General features: G+C 30.1%; 19 protein-coding genes and 1 other annotated feature. All 19 genes read right to left on the bottom strand.

Going from position 1 to position 15,425, the window contains the following annotated elements:
• Positions 1-126: 126 nt before the first annotated feature.
• On the bottom strand, positions 127-915 hold the full coding sequence (locus IC758_RS00615) for an SDR family NAD(P)-dependent oxidoreductase (RefSeq protein WP_227860690.1): 789 nt from the start codon (positions 913-915) through the stop codon (positions 127-129).
• A gap of 405 nt (positions 916-1,320) precedes the next feature.
• Positions 1,321-1,686: a 50S ribosomal protein L7/L12 gene (gene rplL / locus IC758_RS00610; RefSeq protein ID WP_021382505.1), complete on the bottom strand. Its 366-nt coding sequence runs from the start codon at positions 1,684-1,686 to the stop codon at positions 1,321-1,323.
• Positions 1,687-1,744: 58 nt separating this feature from the next.
• Entirely contained in the window at positions 1,745-2,251 is a 507-nt protein-coding gene (gene rplJ / locus IC758_RS00605) for a 50S ribosomal protein L10 (RefSeq protein ID WP_227437047.1), read from the bottom strand.
• 42 nt (positions 2,252-2,293) lie between these two features.
• Positions 2,294-2,422: a sequence feature (ribosomal protein L10 leader region), on the bottom strand.
• 51 nt (positions 2,423-2,473) lie between these two features.
• Positions 2,474-3,172: a 50S ribosomal protein L1 gene (gene rplA, locus IC758_RS00600; RefSeq protein ID WP_227437049.1), complete on the bottom strand. Its 699-nt coding sequence runs from the start codon at positions 3,170-3,172 to the stop codon at positions 2,474-2,476.
• 70 nt (positions 3,173-3,242) lie between these two features.
• Positions 3,243-3,668 carry a 50S ribosomal protein L11 gene (gene rplK / locus IC758_RS00595; protein ID WP_054268674.1) on the bottom strand — a complete coding sequence of 142 codons (426 nt, stop codon included), beginning with the start codon at positions 3,666-3,668 and terminating at the stop codon, positions 3,243-3,245.
• A 39-nt stretch (positions 3,669-3,707) separates the two neighbouring features.
• Positions 3,708-4,250: a transcription termination/antitermination protein NusG gene (nusG, locus tag IC758_RS00590; protein ID WP_227437051.1), complete on the bottom strand. Its 543-nt coding sequence runs from the start codon at positions 4,248-4,250 to the stop codon at positions 3,708-3,710.
• A gap of 19 nt (positions 4,251-4,269) precedes the next feature.
• On the bottom strand, positions 4,270-4,491 hold the full coding sequence (gene secE / locus IC758_RS00585; protein WP_227437053.1) for a preprotein translocase subunit SecE: 222 nt from the start codon (positions 4,489-4,491) through the stop codon (positions 4,270-4,272).
• Between the two features lie 23 nt (positions 4,492-4,514).
• Complete coding sequence (rpmG, locus tag IC758_RS00580) at positions 4,515-4,664, bottom strand: 50S ribosomal protein L33 (protein WP_003421192.1); 150 nt, start codon at positions 4,662-4,664, stop codon at positions 4,515-4,517.
• A gap of 249 nt (positions 4,665-4,913) precedes the next feature.
• The gene (gene tuf / locus IC758_RS00575) at positions 4,914-6,107 is read right to left on the bottom strand and encodes an elongation factor Tu (protein WP_227437055.1); all 1,194 of its coding nucleotides are present in this window, start codon (positions 6,105-6,107) and stop codon (positions 4,914-4,916) included.
• A 73-nt stretch (positions 6,108-6,180) separates the two neighbouring features.
• The gene (sigH, locus tag IC758_RS00570; protein WP_021382468.1) at positions 6,181-6,828 is read right to left on the bottom strand and encodes an RNA polymerase sporulation sigma factor SigH; all 648 of its coding nucleotides are present in this window, start codon (positions 6,826-6,828) and stop codon (positions 6,181-6,183) included.
• 64 nt (positions 6,829-6,892) lie between these two features.
• Positions 6,893-7,420, bottom strand: a complete 528-nt coding sequence (locus tag IC758_RS00565; protein ID WP_227437059.1) for an NYN domain-containing protein — start codon at positions 7,418-7,420, stop codon at positions 6,893-6,895.
• A 6-nt stretch (positions 7,421-7,426) separates the two neighbouring features.
• On the bottom strand, positions 7,427-8,161 hold the full coding sequence (gene rlmB, locus IC758_RS00560; RefSeq protein WP_227845188.1) for a 23S rRNA (guanosine(2251)-2'-O)-methyltransferase RlmB: 735 nt from the start codon (positions 8,159-8,161) through the stop codon (positions 7,427-7,429).
• A gap of 12 nt (positions 8,162-8,173) precedes the next feature.
• Positions 8,174-8,932 (bottom strand): FAD-dependent thymidylate synthase, encoded by a 759-nt coding sequence (gene thyX / locus IC758_RS00555; protein ID WP_227483630.1) that lies wholly within the window; start codon positions 8,930-8,932, stop codon positions 8,174-8,176.
• Between the two features lie 105 nt (positions 8,933-9,037).
• Positions 9,038-9,433, bottom strand: coding sequence for a Mini-ribonuclease 3 (locus IC758_RS00550; RefSeq protein WP_227860689.1), 396 nt, complete (start codon positions 9,431-9,433; stop codon positions 9,038-9,040).
• Positions 9,434-9,435: 2 nt separating this feature from the next.
• A complete protein-coding gene (gene cysS / locus IC758_RS00545; RefSeq protein WP_227483629.1) occupies positions 9,436-10,833 on the bottom strand; it encodes a cysteine--tRNA ligase in 1,398 nt (465 codons plus the stop codon).
• A 141-nt stretch (positions 10,834-10,974) separates the two neighbouring features.
• Entirely contained in the window at positions 10,975-11,130 is a 156-nt protein-coding gene (locus tag IC758_RS00540; RefSeq protein WP_003421202.1) for a hypothetical protein, read from the bottom strand.
• Positions 11,131-11,351: 221 nt separating this feature from the next.
• Complete coding sequence (gene gltX / locus IC758_RS00535; protein WP_227437069.1) at positions 11,352-12,833, bottom strand: glutamate--tRNA ligase; 1,482 nt, start codon at positions 12,831-12,833, stop codon at positions 11,352-11,354.
• Positions 12,834-13,193: 360 nt separating this feature from the next.
• Positions 13,194-13,721 carry a hypothetical protein gene (locus IC758_RS00530; protein ID WP_227831905.1) on the bottom strand — a complete coding sequence of 176 codons (528 nt, stop codon included), beginning with the start codon at positions 13,719-13,721 and terminating at the stop codon, positions 13,194-13,196.
• Positions 13,722-13,912: 191 nt separating this feature from the next.
• Positions 13,913-15,358 carry a proline--tRNA ligase gene (gene proS / locus IC758_RS00525; RefSeq protein WP_227860688.1) on the bottom strand — a complete coding sequence of 482 codons (1,446 nt, stop codon included), beginning with the start codon at positions 15,356-15,358 and terminating at the stop codon, positions 13,913-13,915.
• Between the last annotated feature and the right edge of the window lie 67 nt (positions 15,359-15,425).

Raw genomic sequence — 15,425 nt, 5'->3', positions numbered from 1 at the left:
ATGAATTTAATCTGGAGTTTTAAATCTTAAACTATTTCCATCATAAATTATATCTACAGTCTTTATAAAAATAGAATTTCTACTATAATTAAGTTTTTTATTTTTACTATTATATTAGTAATATAATTATCCTAATATATTATCTGCAAACTGTGGCGTAGGTAAACCAAATCCTCCAGCTACTTCAAGTAAGTCTCCTGTTATAAAGGATGAATCATCACTAGCATAGAATAAAACAGCTTTTGCTATGTCTTCTGGTTTCCCTATACGATTTAAAGGAACATGCTTTAGGAACTCCTTTATGAATTCTGGAGACATATTATCTAAAGCAGCTTTGGTTGCAATAAGGCCTGGAAGTACAGCATTACATCTAACATTGTCTTTTGCATATTGTGTTGCTATATTTTGAGTTAATGAGTTGATTGCTGATTTTGATACACAATAAGCTATTCTAGATAGGTCAGGCAATACTGAACCTATACTAGATATATTTATTATACTTCCCTTGCCATTCTTTATCATATGAGGAATAGCAGCTTTACATGGTAAATATACACTTTTTAAATTAGTATTTACTGTATCAAAGAAACTATCTGTATCTCCAGTTAAAAGGTCTTTATCAAGTGAGGGATTTGTCGAACCAAAATTATTTACAAGTATATCTATCTTACCTTCTTTTTTAACTACATCTTCTATCATTGAAGTAAACGTTTCTTCTTCACGAGCATTAAAATAAACAAACTTAGCACACCCGCCTTCTGCACTTATTCTGTCTATAACTTCATTAGCCAATTCTTCTGAACGAGCTGCTAAATATACAACTGCTCCATTTTGTGCCAATATTTCAGCTGATGCTAATCCAATACCTTTAGTTGCTGCAGTAACCACTGCAACTTTACCTTGTAATTTTTCCATTATTAACTCCTCCTTAAATGTATTTCTTAAAATCTACATATTTCGATTTTTAGAAGTATTTCACTCATTTTAAATTTGTATTTGTTAATTAATTATTTATTACATTTTATTTTTAAAGTATTTTTGTAAATTTTTAAAACAATATGTAGTTTTATATAATTTGTCTTTTATTATATCACCTTATATATGCACATTACAATAATTGTTTATATTTTAATTTAACATCTGTATTTAACATAGTAAAAACATATTCTTTAATAGTATTAAATTAAAATCTCATTACAAACTATATGATACCCTTAATTTAATACTATTATATAAATTTTTTTTATTTTATAGAAATATTCTATTCACAATTTTTTATAAATAAAAAAAGATACCCAAATGGGTATCTTTTTAAAGAAACTACTTAACTTCTACTTTAGCTCCAGCAGCTTCTAATTTTTCTTTTATTTGATCAGCTTCTTCTTTAGAAGCTCCTTCTTTAACTGTCTTAGGAGCATTGTCAACTACTTCTTTAGCTTCTTTTAATCCTAATCCTGTTATTTCTCTAACTGCTTTTATAACTCCAACTTTTGAAGAACCAACCTCAGCTAATACTACATCAAACTCAGTTTTTTCTTCAGCAGCTGGTCCACCAGCAGCTGCACCAGCTACCATTACTGGAGCTGAAGCTGATACGCCGAATTTTTCTTCAGCAGCTTTAACTAATTCATTTAATTCTAAAACTTTCATATTTTCTATAGCTTCTAATATTTGTTCTATTGTCATTTTTAGCACCTCCGAATTTTCTTTTCAAATTAATATTTATAATTTTTTAGTTAAGCAATTAAGCTTCTTCTTGACCTTCTGCCTTTTTCGCTATTGCATCTATTAAGTATGCAAAGTTTGATATTGGAGCTTTTAAGCTACCAAGTAATTTAGCGATAAGAACTTCTCTTGATGGTATGTTAGCCATTTCAACAATCTTAGCTTCGTCATAGAATACACCTTCTACAACACCCATCTTTAATTTCATCTTTGGATGAGAATCCATGAATCCTTTTAATATTCTAGCTGGAGCAACTGGATCATCATATCCAAATGCTATAGCATTAGTACCAATTAATAATTCTTCATTGAATTGCTCTATACCAACTTCTTTAGCTGCTCTTCTAACTAAAGTATTTTTATATACTTTGTAATCTACACCAGCTTCTCTCATTTGTTTTCTTAACTCAGTTACTTCTTCAACTGTTAACCCTTTGTAATCAACAACAACGGCAGCAGAAGATTTTTGTAACTTTTCAACTATTTCAGAAACAACTTCTGATTTAATTTCTATAGCTTTTCTCATCTAGATGTGCACCTCCTTCACCAAATAGGCTTAGTATTTACCGCAACATTATAAAAAGCTTTTGTTGCCAAAAGTAGACATCAAAAGCTTTAGTAATCTCAATTTATCTAAAACCTCGGTGGGATATTAAGCTTTCGCACCCACTATCTACGGCAAATCTATTCTTTTTTACATTGACAAATGATATGATAACATTTTTGTCAACCTGTGTCAACAGTTTTATTATTCAGCTGTTCTTGCTGGGTTTATTTTAACTCCAGGTCCCATTGAAGAAGCTACAGTTATACTTCTTAAATATTGTCCTTTAGCAGCAGCTGGTTTAGCTTTTATTATAGCATCCATTAATGCAGCAAAGTTTTCAGATAATTTTTCTCCACCAAATGATACTTTTCCTACTGGAACGTGTATTATGTTAGTTTTGTCTAATCTGTATTCAACTTTACCAGCTTTTATTTCATCTATAGCTTTAGCTACATCAAATGTAACTGTTCCTGATTTAGGGTTTGGCATTAAACCTTTTGGTCCTAATACTCTACCTAATCTACCTACTACACCCATCATGTCTGGAGTAGCAACTACTATATCAAAATCAAACCAGTTTTCACCTTGTATTTTTTGAACTAATTCTTCAGCTCCTACAAAATCAGCACCAGCTTGTTCAGCTTCCTTAGCTTTTTCACCTTTAGCAAAAACTAAAACTCTTTTAGTTTTACCAGTTCCGTGAGGTAATACAACTGCACCTCTTACTTGTTGATCAGCATGTCTTGAGTCAACACCTAATTTAATGTGTGCTTCTACTGTTTCGTCAAATTTAGCTCCAGCTATATCTGAAACTAATGTTAATGCTTCTGATGCATCATAGAACTTAGTTCTATCTACTTTTTGTAATGCACCTGCATATCTTTTACCTTTTTTAGCCATTTTATTTTCCTCCTTGTGGTTAATCTCGGCTTTTCGCCTCCCACTTTATAAAAAAAAGTGTATCTTTTAATTAGTCTTCTACTACAACACCCATGCTTCTAGCAGTACCAGCTATCATACTCATAGCAGCTTCTACTGATGCAGCATTTAAGTCAGGCATTTTTAATTCAGCTATTTCTCTTACTTGAGCTGAAGTTATTTTAGCAACTTTCTTTTTGTTTGGTTCTCCAGAACCTGATTTTAAGTTTAATGCTTTTTTAATTAAAACTGCAGCTGGTGGAGTTTTTGTTATAAAACTGAATGATCTATCTTGATATACAGTTATAACAACTGGTATTATCATTCCAGCTTGATCTGCAGTTTTAGCATTAAATTCTTTTGTGAATCCCATTATATTAACACCATGTTGTCCTAATGCTGGTCCAACTGGTGGCGCTGGAGTAGCCTTTCCTGCAGGTATTTGTAATTTTATTTGACCTATAACTTTTTTAGCCATTTTGAGCGCACCTCCTCAGATTTTTCTATAATAATAGTATTAGATTTTTTCTATACCTTCAAGCTCTATTACAAATAGAGTCCTTTTACCAAATGCATTTATGCATACTTTAACTTCTCTGTTTTCTAAGTCAATTTCTTCTATGTTTCCTACTTGTCCACTAAATGGTCCTTGAGATACCTTTACTGTATCTCCTATTTCAAAGTCAATATCACTATTTACTACTTTAGGTTCAGTTGTATCTATACCCATAGCTTTAACTTCTTCTTCACTTAATGGTACTGGTTTTGAACCAGGTCCAACGAAACCTGTAACTCCCTTAGTATTTCTTACTACATACCAAGATTCATCAGTTATTATCATTTTAACCAAAACATAACTTGGATAAACTTTACGTTGTCTAGTTTTTTCTTTTCCAGTTTTAGTAGTTTCCACTACCTCTTCTGTTGGAACAACTACTTGTCTTATGCAGTCTTCCATACTTCTTGTTTTAACTGCTTTTTCTATTGTAGCTTTAACTTTATTTTCATGTCCCGAATAAGTATGAACTACATACCAACTTGCTTCTTGTAATTCTGACATTTAACTTACCTCTTTTCGTCTATTTTAGTAATAACGCTAGTGCACCAGATAATATAGTGTCTATACCCCATACTAATATAGTGCATGAAATAACTACAGTTAAAACTATACCTGTGTTTTTAAACAATTCTTTTTTTGTCGGCCATGTAACTCTTTTCAATTCTTGTTTAGTTTCTTTTAAATAACCAAATAAACTGAATCTCTTTTTAGTTTTTGCACCGTCATTTGTTTGGGCAGCCATTCCATACTCACATCCTTATAAAACTATTTTGTTTCTTTATGAGTTGTATGCTTTTTACAGAATCTACAATATTTTTGTAATTCTATTCTGTCTGGATTATTTTTCTTATTCTTAGTAGTGTTGTAGTTTCTTTGCTTACACTCTGTACATGCTAAAGTTACTTTAACTCTCATCTGATACACCTCCAACTTTGTAATACAATAATATATATTGTTAATATATGTGAATATAATATCTTTAAAATATGTATTTATTAAAAATCTACAGTATTTAAGATATTATTAACTTCCTATAATCATTACCTTGTATAAGTTATCACAAAATCCTATGCTGTGTCAATGTTTTTGTATTTCTATGTTAAAAAAAGAGGAGCATAACCCCTCTTTTTATTATTCTTTAATCCATCAGTTTAGTAATAAGAATTACTCTATTATTGTAGCAACAACTCCTGAAGCTACTGTTCTTCCACCTTCTCTTATTGAGAATCTTAATCCTTCTTCTACAACTATTGAATTTATTAAGTCTACTTCCATTGTTACGTTATCTCCAGGCATTACCATTTCTATTCCATCTGGTAACTTACAAGCTCCTGTTACATCTGTTGTTCTGAAATAGAATTGTGGTCTATATCCATCAAAGAATGGTGTATGTCTTCCACCTTCTTCTTTTTTAAGTACATATACTTCTGCAGTAAATTTTGTGTGTGCTTTTACTGATCCAGTCTTTGCTAGTACTTGTCCTCTTTCTATTTCGTTTCTTTGTACTCCTCTTAATAATGCTCCTATATTATCCCCTGCTTGTGCTTGGTCTAATAATTTTCTGAACATTTCTACTCCTGTTACTACTACTTTTCTTGGTGCTTCTGTTAATCCTACTAATTCTACTTCGTCTTGTACTTTTAATACTCCTCTTTCCACTCTTCCTGTTGCAACTGTTCCTCTTCCTGTGATTGAGAATACGTCTTCTACTGGCATTAAGAATGGTTTGTCAGTATCTCTTTCTGGTGCTGGTATATATTCATCTATTTGCTCGAATAATTCTACTATTTTATTTCCCCACTCACTCTTTGGATCTTCTAATGCCATTAATGCTGATCCTCTTACTATTGGAGTATCATCTCCTGGGAAATCATATTCTGTTAATAAATCTCTTACTTCCATTTCTACTAGTTCTAATAACTCTTCATCATCTACCATGTCACATTTGTTTAAGAATACTACTATATATGGTACTCCAACTTGTCTTGATAATAGTATATGCTCTCTTGTTTGTGGCATTGGTCCATCTGTTGCTGAACAAACTAATATTGCTCCGTCCATTTGTGCTGCTCCTGTTATCATGTTCTTAACGTAGTCAGCATGTCCTGGGCAGTCAACGTGTGCGTAGTGTCTGTTTGGAGTTTCATACTCAACGTGTGCTGTTGATATTGTGATTCCTCTTTCTCTTTCTTCTGGAGCTTTATCTATGTTTGCGAAATCTACTGCTTCTCCTAGTTGATATCTGTCATATAATGTTTTTGTTATCGCTGCTGTTAATGTAGTTTTACCGTGGTCAACGTGTCCTATTGTCCCTATATTAACATGAGGTTTTGTTCTTTCGTATTTAGCTTTAGCCATTTTGAATTTCCTCCCTTATCTTTCGATATAAATTAATTTTGCTCACAATAAGCTTATGGTAAGTATTTTACTATTAATCATTTCTGTTTTCAAGATGTTTTTCTAATTTTCTCTTAACCCTTTGTAAAGCGTTATCTATTGACTTTACATCTCTTTTAAGTTTGTCCGCTATGAACTGGTATGACTTTCCATTCAAATACAATTCTAGGACTTCTAATTCCAAGTCGCTTAATAATTCGTTCATCTTTGATTCTATATTTTTTAATTCTTCTTTACTAATTATAAGTTCTTCTGGATCTGTTACTATACTTGTAGCTATTATATCTAAAAGTGTTCTGTCTGACTCTTCATCATATATTGGTTTATTCAAAGAAACATATGAATTTAAAGGTATATGTTTTTGTCTTGTTGCAGTTTTTATAGCAGTTATTATTTGTCTTGTTATACATATCTCTGCAAAACATTTAAATGAATTTGTCTTACTTCCATCAAAATCTCTAACTGCCTTATAAAGGCCTATCATTCCTTCTTGTATTATATCTTCTTTATCTGCTCCAATTAAAAAATATGACTTTGCTTTTGCCTTTACAAAATTTCTGTATTTGGTAATAATATACTCTAGTGCTATCTTATCCCCTTCACTTGCTCTTAATACAATGTTATACTCATCTTGCTGACAATTGTCTATTAACTCATAACTTTTTTCTTTTGCTACCAACATGTAAATCTCCCCCATATATAAAACAAATTTATAGGTATATTATAGTCTAAAGAACCTAGTAATTTCAACGCTTTCTACGAATGTTCTCAAGTTTCGACAATGTTTCTTCATCTAACCTTTCCTCCAACCAATTTCGCTGAATTTTTTTCCTTAAACCGCTATTTTTTTCCTTCATTTTATTCTTGGAACGATCTAATTCTAACTTTAATTCTCTAGCAGACATTCTCATAGCACCTTTTCCTAAAATCATTTGTTGCTCTGCATAGTCATTAGTAGCTACTTTTACATCATCATATTTTGATAGAGAAGTTATAAATTTTTCTATATAACTATCCGCTGTTTGGTGCTCTCTTGTATAAACTATTGTTATGTGTTTTCTTTTTTCAACTTTTTCTCGGGAATTCTTAACATTATAAGCATCAAAAACTATTATAGTCTTATATCCCATGAACTCAGAAAATTCTATAATATCATCAATAAGTTTTTCTCGAGAATCCTCTAAATCCTCTTTCGCCAGTTCTTTTAAATTATCCCACGCATTTATAATATTATAGCCATCTATTATTAAGTAGTGATTTATGTTTCTTCTCATGCTTATTTACTTTTTATCCAGTCTTTGTCTGAATATTTCATATAAAAGTATACCACCTGCTACAGATGCATTTAAAGATGTAACATTACCTATCATGGGCATTTTTACTATAAAGTCACAGTTTTGTTTAACCAATCTAGATATTCCAAAACCTTCACTTCCAATTACTACACCTAGAGGTCCTGTAAGATTTTGTTTATAAAAAGTTTCTCCATCCATATCAGCAGCTGCAATCCACAGCCCTTCATCTTTCAGTCTTTTTATTGTATTGACTATATTGGTTACCTTACAAACTGGCATATACTCTACAGCTCCAGCAGAAGCTTTTGTAACTACAGGAGTTATGTGCACAGACCTTCTTTTTGGGATAATAACTCCATGTGCTCCTACTGCATCTGCTGTCCTTATTATTGAACCTAAGTTATGTGGGTCTGTTATTTCATCTAGTATAATAAAAAATGGGTCTTCATTTTTACCTTTTACTGAGCCTATTAACTCATCTAATTCATAATACTTATATTCACTTGCATAAGCTATTACACCTTGATGCGAATGACTTGTGCTTACTTCATCTAACTTATGTTTATCAACATATTGTATAATTATATTCTTCTCTTTGGCCATTCCTATTATTTTCTTAATTGAACCTTCTTTAGCTGAGTTTGCAATTAATATTTTGTCTATTTCTCTATCACTCTTTATAGCTTCTATTACAGGATTTCTTCCTTCAATACTTGCCAAACTATTCACCACCTACAAGGATTTAAATTTTTCTCTAACTTGAACTATATCACCACAAGTCATAGTTCCTTCTGGACAACTTCCATTTACACAGCTTGGACCAGTCTTTTTAAATAATATAGGAGCAACTTTTTTAACTTCTCTTAACATTTCTACAGCTAAGTTTCTTATTTCCCATTGTGCTCTTTCACAGCATCTATGTTCAAAGAAATTAAATAAACTTCTAGCGTTTATAGTAAATACCATTTTTGTTTCACATGCATTTGGAAATACATATCTAGCATCCTCTATTGCTTTTTTCTCAGCTTGTCTCTTTGCTGTTTTCTCATTTTTTCCTTCTTTTATTAGTTCATCATAATGCTTATCAAATAATATCTCCACTAATTTGTCATAATCTTCTTGGTCCTTTTTCATTGAGTTAACAAATAACTCTTTTGCTTTTTCTATTTTTTCTATTTCAGGAGGAATTATGTACTCAAATTGGTCTAATTTAACATACCTTTGACTTTGTTGTGAAAAACTAGCTATACGATGTCTAACAATTTGATGCGAACAAGCTCTTGAAATACCTTCTATTGAAAACGTAAAAGATGCATGTTCTAATATTGAACCATGCCCTATATTTAATAACATATTTAAAAATTTTTCTATACTTTCTTCTGTTAAGTCTTTTTCTATTTCGTCTGTCCCAACTGGTGAATAACATAACTTAGCTGCCATAGCTATTACTTTTTCGGGTTCAGGTGTATGTGATATTAATTTTACTTTCATAAATTTTTGTCCTTTCTTATTACTAATTTCTATATATTTATTATACATTAGTTATAAAAAAAGTGTTGCCTTATTAATTATTATTAAGACAACACTCTTTAATATTTACATATCTCTTTCAATAATTTTAATTCCTTTATTGATAATATATTGAAGTCTCTCTATTTCATTATTCAAATACAAATATCCAATTAATGCTTCAAATCCAGTTGCATGTTTATAGTCTATAATATCTGCATTTTTAGGAGAAGTGTTTGATTTTTGATTTCTTCCCCTTTTATAAATTTTACCCTCTTCCTCTGTTAATTCACTTTCGATTTCATGAATTATTGATGCTTGAGCTTTAGCCTTTACATACTTTATGGCTAACTTATGCAAATCATTAACTTTTCGCTGTGTATTTTGTCTAATCAAGTGTTCTCTTATATATGTCTCATACACTGTATCACCTAAATATGCTAAAACTAGTGGTGACATAGTAACTAATTCAGTTTTTTCCATTTTTATACCCTTTTCCACTTAACACCTTGTCTTGTGTCTTCTAGTACAATTCCCATATCTAATAATTGTTGTCTTATATCATCCGCTAATTGGAATTCTTTATTTTTCTTTGCGTCAGTTCTCTTTTGTATTAATTCTTCAATGTCTTTATCTAGCACAGTATCCTTTTTCTTATTTACAATATTCAATACTCCTGTAAGCTCATTAAATTCATCTAAACACTTCTTAGCTAACTCTAAAGAAGAATTTTCGTCTACATTAGAATTTATCAACTTAGCCAATTCAAATATAATACTTACTGCATCTGCTGTATTAACATCATCATCCATAGCATCTATAAATCTTTGTCTAAAGTTATCTAATTCTTTAACAAGCTCTACTTCTTTTTCTGTTAGAGATGATTCTTTTAAATTACTTAATGTAAACTCTAATTTTTCTTTGGTATTATACAATCTTTCAAGACCAGCTTTAGCTTGATTTAACATTTCATCACTAAAGTTTACTGGATTTCTATAATGTGCTGATAACATGAAAAATCTCACTATTTCTAAATCATATAGCTTTGATATATCTCTTACTGTAAAGAAATTCCCTTTTGATTTACTCATTTTTTCATCATTTATATTTATATATCCATTATGCATCCAATATTTTGAGAATGTTTTTCCACTTCTAGCTTCACTTTGTGCTATTTCGTTTTCATGGTGTGGGAATGTTAAATCTTGACCACCTGCATGTATATCAATTGTCTCACCTAAGTATCTCTTAGACATAACAGAACATTCTATATGCCACCCTGGTCTACCTTCTCCCCAAGGACTCTCCCATCCTGGTTCTCCTTCTTTTTTTGCTTTCCAAAGAACAAAATCCATAGGATGTCTTTTTTGGTCATTAACTTCAATTCTAGCTCCAGCCTCTAAGTCTTCTTGTTTTTGGCCTGAAAGTTTTCCATATCCTTCAAATTTATTTGTATCAAAATATACATCGCCATTTACTGCATATGCATATCCTTTATCTTCTAATTCTTTTATAAAATCTATAATTTGTTGTATATTATCTGTAACTTGAGGATGAACAGTAGCTCTCTTAATTCCTAATCCATCACAATCTACAAAATACTCTTTTATGTATTTAGTAGCAACTTCTTCTGGAGATATTCCTTCTTCGTGGCTTCTATTTATAATCTTGTCATCAACATCTGTAAAGTTTTGTACATAAGTTACGTCATATCCTCTATACTCTAAATACCTTCTTAGAGTATCAAATATTATAAATGGTCTTGCATTACCTATGTGGATATAGTTATAAACTGTTGGACCACACACATACATTTTTACCTTTCCTTCTTCTAATGGAACAAATTCTTCTTTTGCTCTAGTTAATGTATTATAAACTTTCACACTCATCACCTCACTGTATTTTTATAAATTATTTTCTTAACATCATATATTATATTATAGTTGAAAATTGCAATAAATAATAGTACTACTATCATTTTTCATACTATCCTTCAAATTACATAATAATACTATCACTATTTTCTATTGTTCCTCTAAAAATATCTTTTTTTGAGAAGAACATTTTTCAAAAGTCTCTTCTGTAATCATTTTTTCGTCTTTTAACTTTTCTAAAATTGTAACATATTCTAAGCATAGCTCCTTTAATTCCTTTTTAACATCATCAATATTACTATACATAGTAATTACCCCCTTAATAATTAAATCAAACTAAAATAATAGATTACCTTCTTCTATGCTTAATATTTTTATTAGTTTATTATTCATATTTTATTTATATTTTTGCTTTGCTTTTTATATATTAAATTTATTGACCTAAATACCTTCATTTTGTTAGCCATATCTTTTCACCAAATACTAACACAAAAAAAGTCCGCATCTAAATTAGCGGACTTTTATGACTATAATATATGATTTTTTACATAAGCTATTCTATTTAAGCAAGTTTCTTTTCCTAAAACTTCCATTACTTTTGGTAAATCTGGGCCATGCATTTGTCCTGTCAAAATTATTCTTGACCCCATAAATAAATTTTTCCCTTTTATTTTATACTCTTTTTGTATCTCTTTAAGCATTGTTTGACCAAACTCAGCATTTAATATTTCTGCTTTTTCTATTTTTTCTTGTAAGGCATCTATTAAAGTAGGTATATGTTCTAATTTTAGGAAGTCACTTCCTTCTTCAGTTTCTATCTCTACATTATCTCCAAAGAATATACTCGCATGCTCAGTAACTTCTTTTACATATTGTAATTTTTCTTTAAGCACTGATATCATACTCTTTAAAAATTCATACTTACTAGTAGCTTCTGCTTCTGTTATAAACCCATCTTCTATTAAAAATGGTATAGCTAAATCTGTTAGGTAAGCATCATCACCGTCTTTTATATAATGTTGATTAACCCAGTTTAACTTTTCAGTATCGAATACCCCTCCACTTTTAGATACTCTTTCAACAGAGAAAGCTTTTTCTAACTCTTCCATTGTAAATAACTCTTGATTATCTTCTGGAGACCAACCAACTAATGCTACATAGTTTACTAATCCTTCTGGTAAATATCCTTTTTTCTTAAAATCTTCAACTGCTACATCACCTTGTCTCTTACTTAATTTTTTCTTTTCTTTATTAAGTATATTTGGTAAATGTACAAATACTGGCGCTTCCCATCCAAATGCTTCATATAAATAAACATGTTTTGGAGTAGATGATACCCACTCTTCTCCTCTTATAACATGTGTAATTTTCATTAGATAATCATCTACCACTACTGCAAAATGATAAGTTGGGAATCCATCTGTTTTCATCAAAACTTGGTCATCTAAATCATTAGTATTGAATTCCATGTCTCCTCTAACTAAATCAGTAAATTTAATTATATGATTTTCTGGTAATTTTAATCTTATAACATATGGTACTCCTGCTTTTATATTAGCTTCTACCTCTTCTTTAGATAAGTTTTTGCAGTGACCATCATATTTAGCAGTTTCTCCTGCTGCCTTTTGAGCATCTCTTACTTCATCCAATCTTTCCTTTGTACAGAAACAATAATAAGCTTTTCCACTATCTAAAAGTTGTTTTATATATTCTTGATATATATCTAATCTTTGAGATTGAATATATGGTCCATATTCTCCTTTTTGTATTACTTTTTCATTATCATCTAATATAACTCCCTCATCATGATTGACGCCAGCCCATTTCATAGCATTAAGCATATTTTCTATAGCACCTTCTACCAATCTACTTTGGTCTGTATCTTCTACTCTTAATATATATTCTCCGCCCATTTTCTTTGCAAATAAATAGTTATATAAAGCAGTCCTTAAACTACCTATATGTACAAATCCTGTTGGACTTGGTGCAAACCTTACTCTTATATTCATTTTTACTTCCTCCTGATATTTTATTCAATATAACTATAATATTAAACTAGTACATTGTTTTGCAAGTTTATTTTTAATCAAACTTAATAATAATATCCTTTTTATTCAAAAATACACATGTTTATTATATCAGAAAATACTAGATTTAATTTCATAAATCTTTCTTTTAATCCATTTATTTTTCCAAAAATTAAAGGTATTATTTATAACTATTCATAAATGCTTATTATCAATTTTTTAGAAATCTATACAATAAATGTGCTATCAAAAATAGTAATATAGTTCCTATAATTTGAAAAATCAAAAATACATCTACTGTAAATTTCATAACATTTAAACTCCTAAATCTATATTCTCTTTCTACATTATCATCTGTAATATATATATTTTTCTTTCATAATTTCTAACAATCAAAAGTAGTTCACTTCCATCCTCTTTTTTTACATGCAAATAGTTATCACCTATGGATGTTTTTATAGGATAATTTCTAAATGCTTCTTCTATATGTTTCTTGTGATTAGAATCGTCTTTAACATCACTTAAAGATAAAGTTTTACTTTTAAAATTTTTAACCTGCTCATTTATATTATTTATATTTTTATCATCTATACTATTACCTATATGTAAGTTTTTTATTTTATCAAATTTAGTATCTGAATATTTATAAATAATAAAACTTTCTCCATCTCCAAGGAAGCTTTCTTCTGATATTAATACTACCTTTTCCTCACTGGGTGAAGGTATTTTGATGTCCCAATATTCATTAAATTCCTTTGTAGCATTGGATAAATAAACTGAAACCCACATCAATATGCAAACAAGTAAAAAAGAGCCGATAATTGTGATAACAATAATATTCAATGTTTTTTTTATACATTTATTAATCATCTTAGCATACTCCTTTATTTTTTAGGCACATATATTACATATTCTACCATAAGAATAAAGTAAATTTAGATAATTATATTAAAATTATTATTAATCTTAACCGAATAGTAAAAAACAAAAAACTGGGATGTAAAGTATTAAATACTTTACATCCCAGTTTTTTGTTTTTACATTTATTTAAATATATGATTCTAGTATGCTTTTGCCATTACTACCATATGCTCTGCTTCTTTTCCACAATATACACACTTGTGACCTAAGTTTTCTTGTTCAAAAGGTAAGCATCTTATAGTTGCCCCTGTTTCTTCCTTAATCTTCGCCTCACATTCAGCATCTCCACACCACATAGTTTTTATGAATCCTGGTTTTTCTTCCAAAGCTGTTCTAAATTCATCCATATTTTCAACTACAGATGTGTTATCTTCTCTATGTTTTCTTGCTCTTTCAAACATATCATTGTGTATAATATCAAATAAATCATATACAGCATCAGCTAATCCTTCTAAAGGCATAGCACTCTTTTCTAGAGTATCTCTTCTAAATATCATAGCTTGATTATTTTCTATATCTTTTGGTCCAATTTCAATTCTTATTGGTACACCTTTCATTTCCCACTCATTAAATTTCCATCCAGTTGTATAGTTATCTCTATCATCAACCTCTACTGTTACTCCTTTAGCTTTTAAATCTGCATATATTTTATCAACAGTTTCCATTACATTGCCTTTTTTAGCAGCTATAGGAACTATAACAACTTGTATTGGAGCTACTCTTGGTGGTAATACTAATCCTCTATTATCACTATGAGTCATTATAAGCCCACCTATAAGTCTTGTAGATGCTCCCCAAGATGTATGATATGGATTAGCTAAGTTGCCTTCTCTATCTGCAAAAGTAATATCAAACGCTTTTGTAAAGTGTTGTCCTAAGAAATGACTTGTACCTGATTGTAATGCTTTCCCATCATGCATCATAGCTTCTATAGTGTATGTTCTCTCACCACCTGCAAATTTTTCACTTTCACTTTTTTGACCAGATACAACTGGCATTGCAAGCAATTCTTCACATAAAGCTTTATATATTTCTAATTGTTGTATTGTTTCTTGTTGTGCTTCTTCTGCTGTTTCATGTAATGTATGACCTTCTTGCCATAAGAATTCAGATGTTCTTAAGAAAGGTCTAGTTGATTTTTCCCATCTAACAACTGAACACCATTGATTATAAAGATATGGTAGCTCTCTATATGATTTTAGCCATTTAGCATACATTGTACATATTATAGTTTCTGAAGTAGGTCTTACACATAGTCTTTCTTCTAGTTTTTTATTTCCTCCATGTGTTACCCATGCAACTTCTGGAGCAAACCCCTCAACATGCTCTGCTTCTTTGTTTAATAAACTTTCTGGTATCAATAATGGAAAATAACAGTTTTTATGTCCAGTTTCTTTGAATTTTTTATCCATAAATTCTTGCATTTTTTCCCATAAAGCATATCCATATGGTTTTACAACCATAAATCCTTTTACTGGTGCATAATCAACTAAATCAGTCTTAGTTATAACATCTGTATACCATTGTGGAAAATCCTCTTCCATCTTTGTTATTTCTTCAACAAATTGTTTTTCATTTTTTGCCATCTTAATTACCTCCTCATTTATTATGTTTTTATACAAAAACACCCTTTTATCTTTTTATATAGATAAA

The sequence above is a fragment of the Clostridioides sp. ES-W-0016-02 genome, assembly GCF_020641035.1.
In the GTDB taxonomy this organism is placed as follows: domain Bacteria; phylum Bacillota; class Clostridia; order Peptostreptococcales; family Peptostreptococcaceae; genus Clostridioides.
Note: the sequence above shows the minus strand (reverse complement) of the source record. Positions and strands in the feature narration are given on the sequence as shown.

Bases quoted from the DNA above. Each gene is read 5' to 3' on its own strand.
- IC758_RS00565 (WP_227437059.1), bottom strand. From the start codon at position 7,420: ATGAGAAGAAACATAAATCACTACTTAATAATAGATGGCTATAATATT.
- thyX (WP_227483630.1), bottom strand. From the start codon at position 8,932: ATGAAAGTAAAATTAATATCACATACACCTGAACCCGAAAAAGTAATA.
- gltX (WP_227437069.1), bottom strand. From the start codon at position 12,833: ATGAATATAAGAGTAAGGTTTGCACCAAGTCCAACAGGATTTGTACAT.
- rplJ (WP_227437047.1), bottom strand. From the start codon at position 2,251: ATGAGAAAAGCTATAGAAATTAAATCAGAAGTTGTTTCTGAAATAGTT.
- sigH (WP_021382468.1), bottom strand. From the start codon at position 6,828: ATGTTGGTAGCAAAAGAAAAAAGTTATGAGTTAATAGACAATTGTCAG.
- nusG (WP_227437051.1), bottom strand. From the start codon at position 4,250: ATGTCAGAATTACAAGAAGCAAGTTGGTATGTAGTTCATACTTATTCG.
- rpmG (WP_003421192.1), bottom strand. From the start codon at position 4,664: ATGAGAGTTAAAGTAACTTTAGCATGTACAGAGTGTAAGCAAAGAAAC.
- rplL (WP_021382505.1), bottom strand. From the start codon at position 1,686: ATGACAATAGAACAAATATTAGAAGCTATAGAAAATATGAAAGTTTTA.
- IC758_RS00615 (WP_227860690.1), bottom strand. From the start codon at position 915: ATGGAAAAATTACAAGGTAAAGTTGCAGTGGTTACTGCAGCAACTAAA.
- proS (WP_227860688.1), bottom strand. From the start codon at position 15,358: ATGGCAAAAAATGAAAAACAATTTGTTGAAGAAATAACAAAGATGGAA.
- IC758_RS00540 (WP_003421202.1), bottom strand. From the start codon at position 11,130: ATGTATAGTAATATTGATGATGTTAAAAAGGAATTAAAGGAGCTATGC.
- rplA (WP_227437049.1), bottom strand. From the start codon at position 3,172: ATGGCTAAAAAAGGTAAAAGATATGCAGGTGCATTACAAAAAGTAGAT.
- tuf (WP_227437055.1), bottom strand. From the start codon at position 6,107: ATGGCTAAAGCTAAATACGAAAGAACAAAACCTCATGTTAATATAGGG.
- IC758_RS00530 (WP_227831905.1), bottom strand. From the start codon at position 13,721: ATGATTAATAAATGTATAAAAAAAACATTGAATATTATTGTTATCACA.
- rplK (WP_054268674.1), bottom strand. From the start codon at position 3,668: ATGGCTAAAAAAGTTATAGGTCAAATAAAATTACAAATACCTGCAGGA.
- secE (WP_227437053.1), bottom strand. From the start codon at position 4,491: ATGGCTGCCCAAACAAATGACGGTGCAAAAACTAAAAAGAGATTCAGT.
- IC758_RS00550 (WP_227860689.1), bottom strand. From the start codon at position 9,433: ATGGAAAAAACTGAATTAGTTACTATGTCACCACTAGTTTTAGCATAT.